This is a genomic window from Photobacterium marinum, assembly GCF_000331515.1.
Taxonomy (GTDB): Bacteria; Pseudomonadota; Gammaproteobacteria; order Enterobacterales; family Vibrionaceae; genus Photobacterium; species Photobacterium marinum.
The window spans coordinates 675871-694296 of record NZ_AMZO01000006.1; the positions used below are offsets into that span (position 1 = coordinate 675871).

Consider the following 18426-nt stretch of genomic DNA (forward strand, 5'->3'; position numbering starts at 1 on the left):
TTTTTTGTTACCTCTGTTCCCTTTCTCATTAAAAGTTCACCATTTAAACTGTGTTTTTTATTAATAGCAAGTTCATGAATTAAAAGAGCAAATTTCCCTTTCGCTTATAATCTTAAGTCTTTCGAGATTATTCTTACATTTGAAACCCTGCAAATCTGAGGTTTATTGCCTATATTTTTTAAGACATCAACAATAATATGCACATTGAAAGAAGGTGACTTCGATGGTGGCTCAATGTCAAAATAAATCAATAAATGGTCGTTTAGTCGCAATTGGATGCAACTATGAACCTTGGATTGCGCTTCTTGAACAATCTGGTTGGAAAACCCACTGCTGCTATGACCTCCGTACGGCTGATTCAATCTTGGAAGAGTTCAGCCCTTGTATCTGCATCGTTGATTTAAGCAATAATGATTTTAGCTTAAATAGCATTTCTTTAAGGGCAAATAAAAGCAAACAAGTTAAGTGGATTGCAATCACCAAAAAAGAGCAGTTGAAGACTGATGCTATTTGTCAGTTTATCAATAACTTTTGTGTTGACTATTTCACCGTTCCGATTCCTGGTAGTCATCTGCTGGACACGGTTGGTCATCAGCTTGGGATGCTGGAAATTGAATCCAGTTCATGGGCTGAGATTACATCGCAACACGATATGGGGTTATTCGGGGAGTCAAAATCGATTAAACAATTACGGGATATGGTACGTCGCGTAGCGTTGACAGAAGTAAATGTTTTTTTGACCGGGGAGAATGGTACTGGTAAAGAGTTGATAGCGAAGTCTATCCATAATTTATCGAAGCGGAAAAACGCCCCTTTTGTGACTGTCAACTGCAGTTCTTTGACTAAGGATGATAATAAAATTGCTTTTCTTGATCGCAGCAGTACTCAGGAAGACGGCTCTTACTTTAATGGAACGATTTTGTTAGACAACGTTGAAGAGCTATCAAAAGAGCTTCAGGATGAATTGCTCTCATATCTTCAGGCTCCGGCCAGTGAAACCCTGGATGATGATTCAGCTTCAGATGTCCGAATTATTGCATCAACCAGTACTGATTTGGATGCAGCTGTAGCAAATGGTGAATTTAGTAAGGAACTTTACTATCGGTTAAATGTGTTCCACATTAAAGTACCAACTTTGAGGGAACGCGGTTCTGACATCTTCTTATTAGCTGAAACCTTCCTGGCCAAGTTTGCCAAGGAGTACAGCACTATGGCGTCAACATTTTCTGAAGATTCTAAACAACTTTTGCTGCGCTATAGCTGGCCGGGAAATGTCAGGGAGTTGATTAACCAGGTTAAGCGGGCTGCGTTGTTGGCTGAAGGGAATGAAGTTAGAGCTGAACATTTTGATTTACCGAGTAAGGCGAATCTGAAGCAGAGCTTACGTAACATCAAGGATGAGGCTGAGAAGGATGTACTGGTCGCCGTTCTTGAGACGCATCGCGGACAGGTTGCCTCAGCCGCAAAAGATTTGGGGGTATCCCGGGCAACAATGTATCGCTTATTGAATAAGCACAATATCGTACCTGATGTGAGGCATTACAATAACGGATATGCCAGAGAGTAAGTTCCACAAAAAAGCCCGGTTATCCGGGCTTTTTTATGATTCGTTTATCCTGACTGTTCAATAACGGGTTAGTTCAGGATTATCACTTCATCTGACAGTTCATCATCATTGTCAACGCTGAGATAAAGCGTATCTGGCTGCTCAACCATGAGCTCTTCTTCGGTTGGCGCAACAAATGTGTATTGGTTTAACGCGTCCATATTCATCCTCTGTATCAGCTGCACGCAAGGTGCGCTCTTAGCCTTTATCTATAAGCTCAACCCTACAAAGATTAAATGACAGTTATATGAAATGTAGATCGTGATCGCAGCCTTTGTGCTCCTTTGTATAAAAAATATACGAGGTAACATGTATATAATTAAGGTCCAACCAGTGGTCAATATTACCCTTAATATAACGTTATCATTGTTTTCTTCGGCTTAGTGGAAGATGAAGAATTAAAGGACAATGGTCAGAGAGTTGAAACTGTTGGATGAGCTTTTTGGGGTATTGGTACTGAAAAAATTTTCCGCTTTGTCGCATAGCCTGAGCAATTTCTGATGAAGCCAGCGCATGATCAATTAGAGAGTTGTAGTGACGTATTTGTCGGTCTCCTTTTTTGTTTCGCAGACTGATTGTACAGCCGCCTGTAATCTCTTTGCTTAGCAGGACGCTTGGCTGAGCAGATGAACGATTCAGAGCAGTCAGCAGCCATTGTTGCTGGCTGTTAAGTCGGTGATTGAAATCACCGATAACGAGGTATTGCTGACTACTTTCTTGCCTTGTTTTTATCCATTGAGCCAGTACCTCCCCCTGTCTTTTCAATGCATGGCAAGCGCGCCTCTTACCGTGTTTGCGGCTGAAACAGCCAGATTTTAGGTGAACATTAAGGATATGCAGTTCTTTGTTTGTGGCTGGATAAAGAACAATATAAGCACCATATCTGAGTTTGCTGAAAAACTGGTTCTTGCTGGTTTTATCGCGGTACACCAGATTCAGCTTTTTTAAATCTGGTTTGTCGGAAATTTGAAGCGAGGATTTTACAGCAAAGCCGGTAAATTGATTTTGACTGGAAAAGTGTTCCTCGGGTGATTGGCTTCGATCTGAGATATAGATCCGATAACTGTGTTGCCGAGGAAGTACTGTTTGTATGGCCTTAGTGCTGTTCACTTCCTGAAAAGCAAGTATGTCTGGTGAAACCTCTTTAATGATTTGTCTAAGTTGCTGTAAGTCTTCATGTGAGCGTGTGACCTTCATTTTACCATTTGCCACACTTAGCCACTGTAAGTTCCAGCTCATTATGATGAGCGGTTGCTGTGTGATGGTAACTGCTGTATTCGTTTTTCCTGATGCCTTACTTATTGCGGGTATAGCATGACACAGCACCAGAAGAATGCTGATTGCCACAAAAAAGTTTGTTGGGAGCTGTAATCGATTTACCAGATACATTAAGAAAATCGTTAAGTGGAGTGTTGCGGTTACAGTAGCGTGCCGTTTTATTTCTGGCTTCGGGACATTTGATTATTGCGAGTTGTCTGTTGAATGTTTGAAAAATGCCACAGCTTAATTACACAAAATGTAGTCAGCAGAGCTACTGATAATATGCGAGTTGTTATTATGCAATTATTGAATAATTAGTTGCACATAAAGCTATTTGAGGCCGTCAGAATTGATTGCACATTTTTGTTATCAGTTTTTGTTCATTGCGCTGAGTACTGATTGTACCACTGCAAAAAAGCGATGAGATGATTGTTTAATTTGCAAGGAATTTTTTTAAAAAAATCGGAGCTGAATGCAATTAAATTTGTTGACAAAAAGCCTCAATAAAAAGCTTACATTTGAAATTTGGTGTGAGGTCAAAATCATCGGTTGATCCCTGAACGGCCTTTGCTAAAAAGTGATCTAGATCAATGTTTCTTTCTGCGTTTTCTCGCCTAATACCCCACATCTTGTATCACCCTACTCACTAAACCCTATATTTAGTGTTTTTAGTGACAGTGTCATTTTGTTAGGAGCCCCGTGTGAAACCAGTTGTGATTAAGCGTGATGGATGCCGGGTACCGTTTGATACCAAGCGTATTAAAGAGGCGGTACTGGGCGCAGCTGAGTCAGTTGAAGTTATGGATGAAGTATATGCGATGTCTGTAGCCGAAGGTGTACTTTCTCAGTTTGAGTCTGCAGAAGAAGTTGAAATTCACGCTATTCAGGACACGGTTGAAAACTACCTGATGACGGGGCCGCATAAAGAAGTTGCGCGTGCATATATTGAATATCGCCACGACCGTGATATCGCACGTGAAAAGAAAAGCCAACTGAATAACGAAATTCGTGGTCTGATTGAGCAAAGTAATGCTTCTTTGCTGAATGAGAACGCAAACAAAGACAGTAAGGTGATCCCGACTCAGCGAGATCTGCTGGCCGGTATCGTTGCTAAGCACTATGCTAAGCAGCACCTGTTGCCACGAGACATCGTTAAAGCACACGAAGACGGTGATATCCACTTCCACGATTTGGATTACTCTCCTTTCTTCCCGATGTTTAACTGTATGCTGATCGACTTGAACGGCATGCTGACACATGGCTTCAAGATGGGTAATGCTGAGATTGATACGCCTAAGTCAATCTCAACAGCAACAGCAGTCACAGCTCAGATCATTGCTCAGGTAGCCAGCCATATTTACGGTGGTACGACTATCAACCGTATTGACGAAGTATTGGCACCATACGTTGCAGTTAGCTACAAAAAACATCTTGAAGTAGCAGAAGAGTGGGGCATTGCTGAACCTGAAGCTTTTGCTAAGGCTCGTACTGAAAAAGAATGTTTCGATGCATTCCAGTCGCTGGAGTATGAAGTAAATACACTTCACACTGCAAACGGCCAGACTCCGTTTGTAACTTTCGGCTTCGGTCTGGGTACATCTTGGGAATCACGTCTTATCCAGCAATCAATTTTGAAGAACCGTATTGCAGGTCTGGGTAAGAACCGTAAAACAGCAGTATTCCCTAAACTGGTTTTCGCAATCCGTGATGGTCTGAACCATAAAAACGGCGATCCTAACTACGATATTAAGCAGCTTGCGCTAGAGTGTGCTTCTAAGCGTATGTACCCGGATATCCTGAACTACGACAAAGTGGTTGAAGTTACAGGTTCGTTCAAAACGCCAATGGGTTGCCGCAGCTTCCTGGGCGTTTACGAAGAAAATGGTGAGCTGATCCACGAAGGTCGTAACAACCTGGGTGTTGTCAGCCTGAACTTGCCTCGCATTGCAATGAAGGCAAAAGGTGACGAAGCTCGATTCTTTGAGTTGCTTGATGAGCGTCTGGCTCTGGCACGTCGTGCGCTGGAAACGCGTATCAGCCGTCTTGAGGGTGTGAAAGCCCGTGTTGCACCGATTCTTTACATGGAAGGTGCATGTGGCGTTCGTCTGAAGCCAGATGACAACGTTTCTGAAATCTTTAAGAACGGTCGTGCTTCTATTTCTCTGGGTTACATCGGCATTCACGAAACCATCAATGCGCTGTACGGTACAGAGCAACATGTATTCGACAATGAAGAGCTGCGTCAGAAAGCTATTGCGATTGTTAAGCGCCTGAAAGATGCGACGGAAGCATGGAAGGATGAGACTGGTTACGGTTTCAGCCTTTACAGCACGCCAAGTGAGAACCTATGTAGCCGCTTCTGTGCGATCGACACCAAAGATTTCGGCTTGGTAGACGGTGTAACCGATAAAGGTTACTACACCAACAGTTTCCACCTGGATGTTGAGAAGAAAGTTAATCCATACGACAAGATTGACTTTGAGATGCCATATCCGGACATCGCAAGTGGTGGATTCATTTGTTACGGCGAATATCCGAATATTCAGCACAACCTCGAAGCGCTGGAGAATGTATGGGATTATAGCTACACCCGTGTACCTTACTACGGTACTAACACTCCGATTGATGAGTGCTACGAATGTGGCTACACCGGTGAATTTGACTGTACCAGCAAGGGCTTTACCTGTCCTAAGTGTGGCAACCATGATCCAGCTAAGGTTTCCGTAACCCGCCGCGTATGTGGTTACCTGGGGAGTCCTGATGCCCGTCCGTTTAATTTCGGTAAACAGGAAGAAGTAAAGCGTCGCGTAAAACACATGTAATTTGCTGACACTACACTTTTGCGAAAAGTCTCTAACTATTTGATTGTTTAAGAAGTGCCGGTTACGGCACTTCTTGTTTTTGTGAGTGGATAAGATGAACTACCATAACTACTATCCGGTTGATATCGTCAATGGTCCGGGCACACGTTGCACCTTGTTTGTTTCGGGTTGTGAGCATCAGTGCCGAGGCTGCTATAACCAGAGTACCTGGCGCCTGGATAGTGGTCATCCGTTTACTCAGGAGATGGAAGATCAGATTATTCGCGATCTGAATGACAATCGAATCAAGCGTCGTGGTCTGTCATTATCCGGTGGTGATCCACTACATCCGGCCAATGTTGCTGATGTACTTAGATTGGTACAGCGTGTAAGGGAAGAATGCCCGGGTAAAGATATCTGGTTGTGGTCCGGCTATGTGCTGGATGAGCTGACAGAAGCTCAGCGTAAGGTGATAGAACTGGTTGATGTGATGGTGGATGGTAAGTATGTCCATGAGCAGCGTGATCCGTCATTAGTGTGGCGAGGTAGCGAAAATCAGGTTATCCACTATTTCAAATCAGACGATGTTGAATGTTAGTGTCATGTGAACAATAAACAGGCATTTATATGAGTTATCCACTGAACCTGTGTATAAGTGTGGGAAAAGGAAGTGTATGACTTTATTTGCAACCTGTTTTTTCATCGTGATGTTGATTTATTGAGCGCTGAGTCGGTTCTTCTTTAATACTGAAGCCGGTTAAGGTAAATTTCACCCCTTCATTTTTGTTGTTGGAGGCATCATGTCCCGTACCATTATCTATAGCTATAAGGAACAAGAGAAAGAGTTAGCGTTTTCTTATAGCCAATATCGTTCAATTCATGAAGCAGTGGCTGCTGCTGAAGGGATTGATATGACTGAGTATCTGAAAATGGAACAGCAGGTTGAAGCCGTTTCTTCTGGCTCTAAGGCGGTTAGGGATTTTCGTGATAGCCACTTTAGGAAGCTGGGTTTTGGCAAAATTGCCTTAGCCAAAAAAGAACATCGTGGTATCGGTGAGAAATAATCGATTTAGTTAAAAGGGCTGCTTATCAGCCCTTTTTGATTGATGCTCTACAAAGCTGGACTTTGAGATAATTAACCTAAAATTGGTTTAAGCCATCATCATTAATCCATTTTTTCTGTGCTGGTTATATTAAGCGATGGCTTTTTGGGTTTGAGACAATAAGCAATCGAGCCCCCGAGCAGGTTTAGCATAAAACCATGGAGGCTATGGTGCCTTGAATGAGCTATTTGGGATATGTTCTTTAGCTGGTCGTTTCCGCTTTCTTTCACCGTTGTCTAACTGTAATTTTTGCCATTGAGATATAAAAATCTTGCAAAAGTTATTGATATGGCAAAATAAGGCCATTAATTTGTTCATAGTTGGTTCTTTTGTGATTAGTGTTTCTTGGTCGAAAGATCCGAGCACGGAACCTGCTTTTAGTTCTCAAGATTCTTATCCCGAGCTCAGGTTAACTAAAAAAAATCAAACGTAACTACTAAGAAAAAGACGGATTTTCTTATTTGTTACAACATATTTTTATCCCCTCACTATACTTTCTTATGAACATAGGAGAGGGGCCATGTTTATCGCGATTGAGCACGAAATCACTGATCCTGAATTATTCTGGCAGAAAGCCAGTGGCGCGATGAGTCATCCGCCAGCGGGAATGCGGTTGCACTCCACTATGGTCAGTGAGCATCAGAAGATGTGTCAGTGCATGTGGGAAGCTGAATCGATCGACATAGTACGCGAGTTTCTCGAACCGGAACTGGCTAATTCCTGTGTAAATACTTACTATCAGATAGATCCTGATAAGGCGATAGGGTAGCGGTAGTTTCGAGTTGAAAGGAAAGTGGTGAGAGGTTGATACTGGCAAGTTAAGTGAGTAACTTCCCTTCCGGAATCCAGATAAACGAACGGCGAGCTTAATAGCTCGCCGTTAGTATTATGAATTTCTTTTAACGCTAGTTTCTAGATATTTCTATCTCGACTCTAAACTTTGTCTTCTACTTCCCGGCAATGCTCAGTTTGCTGAAGCGGATTTTTGGCGCAAAGAAATCACGTTCGTAATCGTGAGTCAGTGTATTACCCACAGCATCAATTTCTTTGATCATCTGGTAGAAGTTACCGGCCACTGTAATACCGCGTACCGGCTTGATGCGTTTGCCGTCGCGACACAGGAAGCCGCTGGCACCGAATGAGAAGTCGCCGCTGATCGCATCAGCCCCGGAGTGAACGCCTTGAAGTTCAACTAGTTCCAGGTATTCACCTGCCGTGATTTCACCATCCGAGCTGGTTCCGGTTGCAATCATAGTATGGCGGGATGATACGCCTAAGCCACCTTTGGCTGAACGTGCAGCGTTGGCTGTGTTCTCTATACCAAAGAAGCTGGCAGTGTGGCTGTTGTGCAGCAAGCTTTGCAGCTGACCCTCACCGATCAAGATGGTATCGCGGGTGGCATAACCTTCACTGTCGAACGCCTTGATCGCAGAACCGCCTTCAATAAATGCGATATCCGATACAGTAAGCAGCGGGCTGGCAACCTGGGAATGAAGTGAATCACGCCACGGGTTGATCCCTTTCATTGCCGACTGGCCAGATAAGCACATGCCAAATGCGCCGAACAGGCTGCTCAGGCAGCTCAGATCGAAGATAACGGAGTAGTTACCGGTATTAACAGGTTCACCGTCAAGCAGGGCTTTAGCGATTTCGTAACCGTGATTAATACAGTAGGCGGAATCCAGTTCGTCAAAACGACGACCGGATGACATACCACCGTGCATTGACTGCTTGTCGTCCTGCTCATACAAGGTATAAGCATAACAGTAAGTTGAGCGTTCCTGATGCTGACACAATGTACCTTTAGTATTGGCCAGAATTACTTTGCTATCCGATTCACCAAAGCCGTTATATGGCGATGCTTTAGCATGTGGCAGGGCTACAACACCACTTTCCAGCGCCAGAGCAAGCTCGATCTTGTCGTCAACAGTGGCTTCATCTTGCTGGTAGATTTCAGCTACATCTGTTGTCAGGTGGCTGTCTGCGCAGCTGATGGTCTGATGCTCGTCCTGCTTAGTGTATTTTGCATTCAGCAGGGCTTGCTCAACCATGCTGTCCAGGCTGGAAGGTTCCAGAGATTCGGAATAGCTGGTGGCGACACGCTGATCTTTGATGACACGAACACCAATAACCTGACCGGATGTTACCTTGTATTCGTCCAGTTCGCCGCCGTTGGCTTTCAGGGAGAAGTTATTGCTGCAGTTAGCGATAACATCAGCTTCGGCACCGGCTGCTTTGACGCGATCCAGAACCTGATCAATTGCCTGTTGAAGTTTGTTTTGATCGGCCATTAGTTACCACCTCCCACAAGAATGTTGTCTACCTTCAGTGCCGGTTGTCCGACGGTAGTCGGTACTGAACCACTCACTGAACCACACATACCGGCAGCCAGTTCGAAGTCTTTACCGACCATGCTGATCTCTTTCAACACCTTAGGTCCGGTGCTGATCAGCGTGGCGGATTTCAGTGGCTTAGTGATTTGGCCGTTCTCAACCAGATAAGCTTCTTGTACCGCGAAGTTGAATTCACCTGTTCCCGGCTGAACAGAGCCCCCGCCCATCTTCTTGGCGTAGATGCCGCGCTCGACGCTGCTGATCATTTCATCCAGTGAGCTGTCACCCGGTTCGATGAAGGTATTACGCATACGGGAAGTCGGTGCGTACTTGTATGATTCACGACGGCCGGAACCTGTGCGGGAGTAGCCAGTTTTCAGTGAACCCATATGGTCAACCATAAAGCTTGTCAGCTTACCGTCTTTGATCAGTTGGGTTCGCTGGGTTTCCATCCCTTCGTCATCGATATTGATTGAACCCCACTCGTTTGCCATGGTGCCGTCATCAACTGCATTGACGACTGTATTGGCAATCATCTCACCCATTTTGTCGTGGAATACCGATGCCTTTTTAGCAACAGATGTGGTTTCCAGCAGGTGACCACAGGCTTCATGGAAAATAACACCGCCGAAGCCGTTACCGATGATCACCGGCATTTCACCTGAAGGACAATTTTCTGCGAACAGCTTAACCATGGCCTGTTTGGCAACGTCATGACCAAGCTCACGTGGATTCAGGCGGGTATTGAATTCCCAGCCGGTCAAAGCACCAGGAGCTTCATACCCGATAGATTGCTCGCTACCGTTTTGGGCAATAGCTGTAGCTGCAACACGAGTGTAATGGCGGGTGTCGCCGATATGCAGGCCGTTGGAGTTGAAGATTTCAACCTGTTGTTCACGTTGCGCGATACGACCGATGAACTGAGAGATTTTTTCATCTTCAGCACGGGCTGCCAGATCAGCTTCTCTCAGGAAGGCGATTTTTTCTTCCAGGTTAGCATTCTGGTTCAGCGGAAGCTGGCATGAGTGGATACTGTTATAACGGCTGAGGTTCAATGCACCCGCGGTGGCAATCTGGTCGCGCTTGTCTTTGGCGGCCAGCAGGCTGGTAACACGTTTCAGTTCTTCTTCGTCGGTGCTGTTGGTGTAGCCATAAAGGACTTTATGGCCGAAGAAAAGGCGAACACCGATACCGAAGTCGATACCTGAGTTTACTTTGTCGATCTCGCCAGAGTTTAGCTCAACAGAGCCTGACTGGTGGTGCTCGACAAACAATTCTGCAAAGTCAGCACCCAGGAAGAGAGCATGATCAATGACCGCTTTCGCAGTAGCAGGGTTTAGCATAGTTGCTCCTTGCTTGAATTAGCCCATGGTTAACCGGATTGAACCATGGGCGATATTTTCTTTTCCTACCTATTCATATTTAGCATGAAATCAGCAGGTTGAGTCTTTTTCTCAGTTTTTAATCGTGGTCAGTGAGCACAGGATTTCTTCCAGCTCACCCCATGGCAGTAGTTCGTTGTCAATGACTTCAATGCGGGACTCGAAGCCTTCAAGTGACAACTCGTTTACAGTAACTACCTGATTTACAACATTGAAAGCGTAACAACCGCGTTCAGTGTTAACCACTGCTTTTACGCGCTGGGCATTGATATTGGAAAATAGGCTGAACAGCTTAGAGAAATCGAAAATCTGATCGGCTGCAAAGAACCAGCCACAGCTGTGGTAACCCTGTCCGTTGTTTTCTTTACGTACATAAGTCTGACCCGGTGCCAGTTCAAAGCCCGGTAGCGGTGCCGCTTCTTCGTCACCATGGTGGTGATGATGGTGGCTGTGCTCAGCTTTGCGCTCAGTACGTTCAACATCCAGCCAGCTCAGCTCCAGCTCGCCCTGTTGCACTTGGCCGATAATTTTCTTCTTTGGCTCACACTGGTCGATATAGGTTTCGAAAGCCAGAATGTCGTAATCCACACATTGGTCAACCTTGTTGGCGACCACAACATCAGCCAGCGCAATCTGGTCCTGGAAGTTCTGGTTTTCGGTATATAGCGGATCTGCAAACTGACGAGGATCTACTAAGGTAATGGTTGCCTTCAGGTCGATATAGTTACGGAAAGTATCGGAAGTCAGCTTGTTGATGATTTCCTTCGGATGACCTAGTCCGGTTGGTTCCAGCAGCAGTCGGTCCGGTTTTTGTGCCAGTAGTGCATTGATGCCGACAGACATTGGCAAACCTGCCACACAGCACATACAGCCGCCCGGAACTTCTTTAACAATGGCACCTTGCTGATCAAGGATGGCACCGTCTACGCCGACGTTGCCGAATTCGTTGATCAGGATCGCCCATTTTTCATTTTCTGGCTTACGCGCCAGCAGAGAGAGGATTGAAGTGGTTTTCCCAGCACCCAGAAAGCCGGTGATGATATTGGTTGGGATGCGCTTCATGTTGGTCACAGTTCTCCTTCATTAATACCAAACGGAACAATGGGTTGCTGTTATTCGACCATGATTCCGTTTGGTATGAAAACAGCTATCATAACACTCAATAACAGCAAGCGAATTGCTTCAGACGATTTATTTGAGGGTTATTTCGTAACAACTTGTAGTTCAGGTCGATTTTTGAACTGTTCGAGCGCCTGAGGGTTGGCTAATGCCCCGACATTCTTTACCGGTTGATGATGAACAATATTGCGAACAGCCAGTTCTACCAATTTGCCTGATTTGGTTCGTGGGATGTCACTGACTTCGAGGATAACAGCCGGTACGTGGCGGGGCGAGCAGTGCTCGCGGATCTGTTGGCGGATCCTGGCTTTGAGTTCATCACCCAGCTCATAACCTTCAGACATTTGTACAAAGAGTATGATCCGGACATCATTTTCCTGATTCTGACTGATAACGACAGAGTCGGTAATTTCTTTTAGCGGATTAACCTGACGGTAGATTTCCGAGGTGCCTATCCTGACGCCGCCCGGATTAAGTACTGCGTCTGAGCGGCCATAGAAAATCATACCGCCTGTTTCGCTTAGCTCGACATAGTCGCCGTGATGCCAGACACCCTTGAACCGACTCCAGTAGGCGCTGTGATAGCGACTGTCGTCCGGGTCGTTCCAGAACCCGATTGGTTGACTGGGAAAACTGTTGCAGCAAACCAGTTCGCCTTGCTGTTTAAACAAGGCATGCCCGTTGTCATCGAATACCTGCACATCCATGCCAAGTGCGCGTCCCTGACATTCACCACGATAGACAGGGTTGAGCGGGTTCCCGATAGCAAAACAGCCGCAAATGTCCGTACCGCCTGAAATCGAAGCCAGTTGTATGTCGGATTTAACAGAGTTGTAGACATAGTCGAATTGCTCCGGTGCCAGAACCGAACCTGTAGAGCATAAGGTGTTAAGCGATGTCAGGTTGTGGCTTTGTGCTGGCTGATAGCCTTGTTTTTCCAATGCTTCCAGGTATTTTGCTGATGTGCCGAACAGGCTGATTTGTTCATGTTCAGCCATGTCCCACAACACATTATCGTCAGGGTAGAAAGGTGAGCCGTCATACAGGACCAGTGTCGCGCCGGAAGCTAGCCCGCTGACCATCCAGTTCCACATCATCCAGCCACAGGTGGTGAAATAGAACAGCCGCTCACCGGGTTTGATATTGCAGTGGAGCTGGTGTTCTTTGAGGTGGTTGAGCAAGGTTCCGCCGGTATTGTGAATAATACATTTGGGCTTTCCCGTGGTTCCCGACGAATAAAGTATGTAAAGCGGGTGATTAAAAGGTACTGGCTGGAAATTAATGGTCTGTGCCGGGTATTGCACAAGTAGATCCGGCCATAAAGTGATTTCGTATCGCCCACTCTCTGAACTAAGGTTTCCCGTAAGTTCCGTTTTTTTATCTTCTCGTTCGGTAAAAGGAATGACGAGAAGCTGTTCAATAGAAGGAAGCTTTTCTAATATCGCCTTCGTGTTGTTTAGGCCTGAGTGAACGTTACCGTTATAGAAGTAGCCGTCTGCGCAAATGAATACCTTGGGGACGGTTTGACCGAAACGCTCGACAACGCTGTCGACGCCGAAATCCGGTGATGTGGATGTCCATATTGCTCCCAGTGAAGTTGTTGCCAGCATGGCAACGATGGCCTGAGGAATATTGGGAATATAAGCGGCGACTACATCGCCTTGTTTAATACCTTTGTCTGCAAGGAAAGCTGCTACCTGAGAAGTCTGGCGGTACAGTCGTTGCCAGCTCAGATGTTGCCTACGATGCGGATCCCCTTCACAATGGAAAATGATGGCATCCGCTGCGGCATGCCGGTTCCAGCCTTTCAGTAGGTTTTCAGCAAAGTTAAGCGTCGAGTGGGGAAACCACTGGGTTTCTTTGGCCGGTAATTTGCTGTGCGGTGGACAGAAAGTCAGAGGCGGGCATTTATTCCCAATGACCTGACTGAAATCCCACACCATATCCCAAAACTCTTCGCTGTTTTCGACAGACCAACGGTGGAGCTGGTTGTAGTCGTGGAACAGGGTATCTTTTTTCTCACTCAGTTCGACCATGAACTGGTACAGCAGGCTGTCATGGATGCGATCTTTCTCCGGCATCCACATGATTTGTGCTGGTTCACTGGCTTGTGCCTGAAATACCAATTTGTCACCGTTCTCTGCCATAGCGGGATCCTTGCTATTTTTGGTTATCCGGATGAGCTTTTACAAAGGCGTCCAATTGTTGGCAATGTGACTCGATCGCCAACAGGGTCGGGTAAGGACTGACATCAAAATGAAAGCGTCTTGCATTGTAGAGTTGCGGGATCAGGCAGATATCGGCCATTGTTGGTGTACTGCCGAAGCAAAACGGGTGACTGTGGCCGCGAAGCAGACCCTCAAGGGCATGAAATCCCCGATTGAGCCAGTGGTGATACCAGATCATTTTCTCGTTCTGGTTCACACCGAATTCACTGTCGAGGTAGTTCAGCACTCGCAGGTTGTTAAGCGGGTGAATATCACAGCTCACCGTTAGGGCGACTTCCCGGCATTTTGCTTTGTCCCAGTGGGATTCCGGGAGAATTGGCGGTGATGGATAAACTTCCTCCAGGTACTCCATAATAGCCAGCGACTGGCCGAGCAGGCCGAGCTCTGTTTCCAGCCCCGGTACTTGGCAGCTCGGGTTGAGCGCGGAATAGCGGGCGCTGTTTTGTTCGTCATCAGCCAGAGAAATATTGCATTTCTCGTAGGTCAGTCCTTTAAGGTTTAATGCAATCCGCACCCGGTAAGAGGCTGAAGAGCGATAGTAATCGTATAGTTTCATCAGTTACCGCCTGTTTTAATGTGGTTTATGGTGATCCAGGTCTTCATTGTGGTAACGGTGTTCATAGCGCACAACCTGCTGGTCAATGGCGCCGAAAATTGAGTGGCCGTTGTCATCAAACATTTCGATTCTTACTTTGTCGCCAAAGCGCATAAACGGTGTCTGAGCTTCTCCGTGATCAATAGTTTCCAGCATTCGTCGTTCAGCAAGGCAACAGGAGCCAACGCTTTTGTCTTTGTTGGATACGGTGCCTGAGCCAATGATGGTACCAGCATTCAGTTTCCGGCTTTTAGCTGCATGCTGGATAAGTTCGGCAAAATTAAAAGTCATATCGGTGCCGGCATGGGGCTGGCCGAACATAGTTTCGTTGTAATGGACGGTCAGGTGGTGATGTACCCGATAGTCGTACCAGCTGTCACCCAGTTCGTCAGGGGTTACGGCTACCGGAGAGAAAGATGACGCCGGTTTCGACTGGAAGAAACCAAAACCTTTCGCCAGTTCGGCCGGGATCAGGTTGCGCAGTGAAACATCATTGACCAGCATCAGTAGCTTGATATGGCCGTGGACTTCCTCGGTGCGGATGCCCATGTCTATGTCATCAGTGATAACGGCAATTTCCGCTTCAAAGTCGATTCCCCAGCTCTCATCGGCAACTTCGATATTCTGTGTCGGTGAAAGAAAAGCATCAGACATACCTTGGTACATCAGCGGATCGGTCCAAAAGGATTCCGGCATTTCAGCGCCGCGGGCTTTGCGAACCAACTCAACGTGATTAACGTAAGCACTGCCGTCGGCCCATTGATAGGCGCGTGGTAGGGGAGAAGCGCAAAGTTTCGGGTTGAACGGGAATACATCATGGGCAACACCGTCGTTAAGGTTGCGGTACAAGTGCTGCAAGTCACCTTCAACCTGATCCCAGTTATCAAGGGCGAACTGCAGAGTCGGTGCAATGTCATGGGCATGAACGGCTTGGGTGAGATTTCTTGAGACAACAATAAGTTGTCCATCACGGCCGTGATTCAGGGAAGCAAGTTTCATGCTCGACTCCTTATTTACAATGTAAATTTTTTTCGGCGGTTCTTATTCCATTTAGGACTACTTAATCTTTCTGTCGCCATGAATAAACATAGTCTTTGTTTTCAGCGTCTTCAGGTAAATCGGCAATTTCCAACGGCCAGCGGGCATCAATCATCACAGCCACTTCGTCAGTCTCTTTTTTGGGATTTTCCATGCTGGTTGCCAGTGCTTTCGGGTGTGGGCCATGCGAGAAGCCACATGGGTGGTGGGTGATCATACCGGCTTCAATATTGTCACGGCTGAAGAAATTCCCCTTGTGGTAGAACAGCACTTCATCGTAGTCGTCATTGTTATGGTAGAAAGGCACTTTCAGCGCCTGAGGATCGCTTTCGATCGGACGCGGTACAAAAGTGCAAATGACGAAACCGTCAGCGACAAACGTTGTATGTGCTGAAGGCGGTAAGTGATAGCGGTGGCTCATTAGTGGCCGGATATCCCGCCAGTTGAGTTTGAATGTCGTTAGGTTGCCTTTCCATCCCTGAGCATCAAGTGGGTTGTAGGGATAGGTGATGGTATTCATTGTATTGCGGGCTTTCAGTATAACCTGCCATTGCTGGTTGTTATTCTGCTGAGCTAAGAAGGCATCATCGATACGGGCATAATCGAGGATTGCGGGGTCATAAACGGCATGTTGACCGACAAGGCCACGTTCGGCCATCTGATAACTGCTGTTTGTTGCTTCAATCAGCAGGAGTGTCACGGGGGCGTTCACTTCAATTCGCCAGTTGGTTGCTCTGGGAAGAACAAGATAATCGCCATCGCGGAACTGCAGATGACCGTAATCGCAAAACAGCTGACCGTTGCCTTTATGTACAAAAAGTATTTCGTCACCATCTCCGTTTCGGACTAGGTGAACCATATCCTGCGAACAGTTCCACACCCGCATTTTCAGATTGTTGTTATACAGAATCAGTGAGGCATCCCAGGGGGATTCGCCTGGCTGACTGAGTTTGGTTGTGTCTATTGCCCGTGGTCGCAGCGGACCTTCCCATGCTGTCCATCCGGTCGGCGGATTTGCATGGTACATATGGCTGGCTGGGCCGAAGAAACCTTCCTTTCCGCATTCTCGCTCATAAGTTCCTTCTGGCAAATCACAGTGAGCCTGCCGTGACGCTTCTCCTTCAATTATCGGAAACTGAAACCAGTGCCGCATAACCTGATCCTCGGTTATCGCTGACCTGCGTTCATGCAGGTTAACTTTATGTTAACTCGATACATAAAATCTGGTCGAGCACAGCCAAACAGGCAACTTATCAGAGAGTTTATTGTTGTTTTTTGTGTGCCGATAATTTTACAAATTCGCTGGGTTCACAAGAATATTCAGGCCGTTAGAGGCAGATGTGAGTTGGCGTGGATAACACCGTCGAGATTCTCAATATTAAAAAGTGATGTAAAAATAATGTTACATCTGGCTTTTGCCAGATCGAAAGCCGAAGGTTCATACTCTGCCAGTGTTGCTCCTAACCTTAATAAAGACAGCGACTTTTCTTTGTTTCTGTTTGAGGAAAGAATCGAATAACGCCATGGAAAGGCTTACTGACAGCACAAAATGTAAAGTGGGTTTTTTATGGGTACTGCGACGAAATACGTATCAAAAAAGCCGGATGAAAACGGCTTTATTCACTGGTCTGAAGAAGAGAACCGGGTTTGGCATGATCTGGTAACCCGTCAGCTAAGTGTCATTGAAGGACGGGCGTGCGAAGAATATATCAACGGATTACGCCTGCTGGATTTACCTCGGGATCGGGTTCCGCAGTTGGAAGAAATTAACTGCGTGCTAAGGAAGACGACTGGCTGGGAGTGCGTTGAGGTGCCGGCATTGATCGACTTCGATCGTTTCTTCAGTTTGCTTGCGGCCAAGCGTTTTCCGGTTGCGACGTTCCTGCGTCGGCGGGAAGAATTTGACTACTTGCAGGAGCCGGACTTTTTCCATGAGGTCTTCGGGCACTGCGCGATGCTGACTAATCCGGCGTTTGCTGAATTTACTCACATATATGGCCGTTTGGGGTACGAGGCCAGTAAGGAAGACAGGGTATATCTTGCGCGTTTGTACTGGTTTACCGTTGAGTTTGGTTTGCTTCGTCATAACGGGGGTATCAGGATTTACGGTGGCGGGATTTTATCGTCACCGGGTGAGACCGAATATGCGGTAACCAGTGATAAGCCGGAATATCGCGAGTTTGACTCGGTTGATATTATGCGCACGCCTTACCGGATAGACATCATGCAGCCTATATACTTTGTCATTGATGGTATCGGGCAGCTTTATGAGCTGGCCCGACAGGACATTATGGGCATGGTGCAGCAGGCGAAATCCCTGGGGTTACATGCACCTGTATTTCCACCGAAAAACAACAAGGAGACAACGGGAGATTATGTCTGAATTACATCAACTCAAGTGTGAGGCCTGCCATGTCGGGGCACCGATGCTGACTGACCGGGAAGTGATTGAGCTTTCTCAGAGTGTGCCTGAGTGGGACGTATATAACCGGGATGGAATCAACCAGCTGGAGCGGGAGTATAAGTTCAAGAATTTTAAACAGGCTTGGATGTTTACTGACAAAGTAGCCGAGCTGGCTGAGGAGGAATTTCACCACCCGGCGATAACTCTGGAGTGGGGCAAAGTGACGGTATGCTGGTGGAGTCATTCTGTAAAAGGCTTGCACCGAAATGACTTTATCTGTGCCGCTAAAACGGATATTGCTTACCTGTCATTAAATAATCAGGATTTGGCGAAGGAGTAGATCGGAGTCGCAACGAATGAGATAAGTACCCATATTATTAATATGGGAATGCGTTTATTAACTATACTGATTATTAGTGGCGCTTGTGCTTATTTCCTTTCAGGTTATTGATATCAGTTGTTTGTTTCATCGGAAAAGTTGAAGTTTGCTTATTTGTGCATATCAAAAACTAGACGTTCACTTTATCTTGTTGACTTAGCCTCCTGTTCCGGGAGGT

General features: G+C 46.4%; 16 protein-coding genes and 1 pseudogene. 7 read left to right on the forward strand and 10 right to left on the reverse strand.

Annotation, left to right across the window (positions count from 1 at the left end):
* The first annotated feature begins 223 nt into the window (after positions 1-223).
* Positions 224-1567, forward strand: coding sequence for a sigma-54-dependent transcriptional regulator (locus tag C942_RS07350; protein WP_007464159.1), 1344 nt, complete (start codon positions 224-226; stop codon positions 1565-1567).
* A 68-nt stretch (positions 1568-1635) separates the two neighbouring features.
* Here the strand turns inward: C942_RS07350 and C942_RS25605 are convergent, their stop codons facing one another.
* Entirely contained in the window at positions 1636-1767 is a 132-nt protein-coding gene (locus C942_RS25605) for a hypothetical protein (protein WP_007464161.1), read from the reverse strand.
* A gap of 202 nt (positions 1768-1969) precedes the next feature.
* A complete protein-coding gene (locus C942_RS07355; RefSeq protein ID WP_007464163.1) occupies positions 1970-2995 on the reverse strand; it encodes an endonuclease/exonuclease/phosphatase family protein in 1026 nt (341 codons plus the stop codon).
* A 572-nt stretch (positions 2996-3567) separates the two neighbouring features.
* Between C942_RS07355 and nrdD the strand changes: the two genes are divergently transcribed.
* The 3 genes from nrdD (at position 3568) to C942_RS07370 (ending at position 6731) form a co-directional block, all read left to right on the forward strand.
* Positions 3568-5688: an anaerobic ribonucleoside-triphosphate reductase gene (gene nrdD, locus C942_RS07360; RefSeq protein ID WP_007464165.1), complete on the forward strand. Its 2121-nt coding sequence runs from the start codon at positions 3568-3570 to the stop codon at positions 5686-5688.
* A gap of 94 nt (positions 5689-5782) precedes the next feature.
* Positions 5783-6265: an anaerobic ribonucleoside-triphosphate reductase-activating protein gene (gene nrdG / locus C942_RS07365; protein ID WP_007464167.1), complete on the forward strand. Its 483-nt coding sequence runs from the start codon at positions 5783-5785 to the stop codon at positions 6263-6265.
* Positions 6266-6467: 202 nt separating this feature from the next.
* The gene (locus C942_RS07370) at positions 6468-6731 is read left to right on the forward strand and encodes a DUF2960 domain-containing protein (protein WP_007464171.1); all 264 of its coding nucleotides are present in this window, start codon (positions 6468-6470) and stop codon (positions 6729-6731) included.
* Between the two features lie 87 nt (positions 6732-6818).
* Here the strand turns inward: C942_RS07370 and C942_RS25485 are convergent.
* Positions 6819-6994 (reverse strand): annotated as a pseudogene (locus C942_RS25485) (IS982 family transposase); the annotation flags it as partial.
* A 296-nt stretch (positions 6995-7290) separates the two neighbouring features.
* On the opposite strand from C942_RS25485, the gene C942_RS07375 reads away from it, so the two are divergent.
* A complete protein-coding gene (locus tag C942_RS07375) occupies positions 7291-7539 on the forward strand; it encodes a hypothetical protein (RefSeq protein ID WP_007464173.1) in 249 nt (82 codons plus the stop codon).
* Positions 7540-7717: 178 nt separating this feature from the next.
* On the opposite strand, the gene C942_RS07380 is transcribed toward C942_RS07375, so the two are convergent.
* The 7 genes from C942_RS07380 to C942_RS07410 all read right to left on the reverse strand — a co-directional run bounded on the left by C942_RS07380 (position 7718) and on the right by C942_RS07410 (position 16618).
* On the reverse strand, positions 7718-9061 hold the full coding sequence (locus tag C942_RS07380; protein ID WP_007464175.1) for a TldD/PmbA family protein: 1344 nt from the start codon (positions 9059-9061) through the stop codon (positions 7718-7720).
* Positions 9061-10446: a TldD/PmbA family protein gene (locus C942_RS07385; RefSeq protein ID WP_007464177.1), complete on the reverse strand. Its 1386-nt coding sequence runs from the start codon at positions 10444-10446 to the stop codon at positions 9061-9063. Before C942_RS07385 ends, C942_RS07380 begins: the two co-directional genes overlap by 1 nt.
* A gap of 111 nt (positions 10447-10557) precedes the next feature.
* A complete protein-coding gene (locus tag C942_RS07390; protein WP_036799003.1) occupies positions 10558-11547 on the reverse strand; it encodes a CobW family GTP-binding protein in 990 nt (329 codons plus the stop codon).
* 140 nt (positions 11548-11687) lie between these two features.
* Entirely contained in the window at positions 11688-13751 is a 2064-nt protein-coding gene (locus C942_RS07395) for an acetoacetate--CoA ligase (RefSeq protein ID WP_007464181.1), read from the reverse strand.
* Positions 13752-13764: 13 nt separating this feature from the next.
* The gene (gene maiA / locus C942_RS07400; protein WP_007464183.1) at positions 13765-14388 is read right to left on the reverse strand and encodes a maleylacetoacetate isomerase; all 624 of its coding nucleotides are present in this window, start codon (positions 14386-14388) and stop codon (positions 13765-13767) included.
* A 15-nt stretch (positions 14389-14403) separates the two neighbouring features.
* Positions 14404-15426 (reverse strand): fumarylacetoacetate hydrolase family protein, encoded by a 1023-nt coding sequence (locus tag C942_RS07405; protein ID WP_007464185.1) that lies wholly within the window; start codon positions 15424-15426, stop codon positions 14404-14406.
* A 61-nt stretch (positions 15427-15487) separates the two neighbouring features.
* Positions 15488-16618, reverse strand: coding sequence for a homogentisate 1,2-dioxygenase (locus C942_RS07410; RefSeq protein ID WP_007464187.1), 1131 nt, complete (start codon positions 16616-16618; stop codon positions 15488-15490).
* 414 nt (positions 16619-17032) lie between these two features.
* Between C942_RS07410 and phhA the strand changes: the two genes are divergently transcribed.
* Both phhA and C942_RS07425 read left to right on the forward strand, forming a co-directional pair.
* Entirely contained in the window at positions 17033-17848 is an 816-nt protein-coding gene (gene phhA, locus C942_RS07420; protein ID WP_007464192.1) for a phenylalanine 4-monooxygenase, read from the forward strand.
* Positions 17841-18209, forward strand: coding sequence for a 4a-hydroxytetrahydrobiopterin dehydratase (locus tag C942_RS07425; protein WP_007464194.1), 369 nt, complete (start codon positions 17841-17843; stop codon positions 18207-18209). The genes phhA and C942_RS07425 overlap by 8 nt, the downstream gene beginning before the upstream one ends.
* Positions 18210-18426 lie beyond the last annotated feature (217 nt).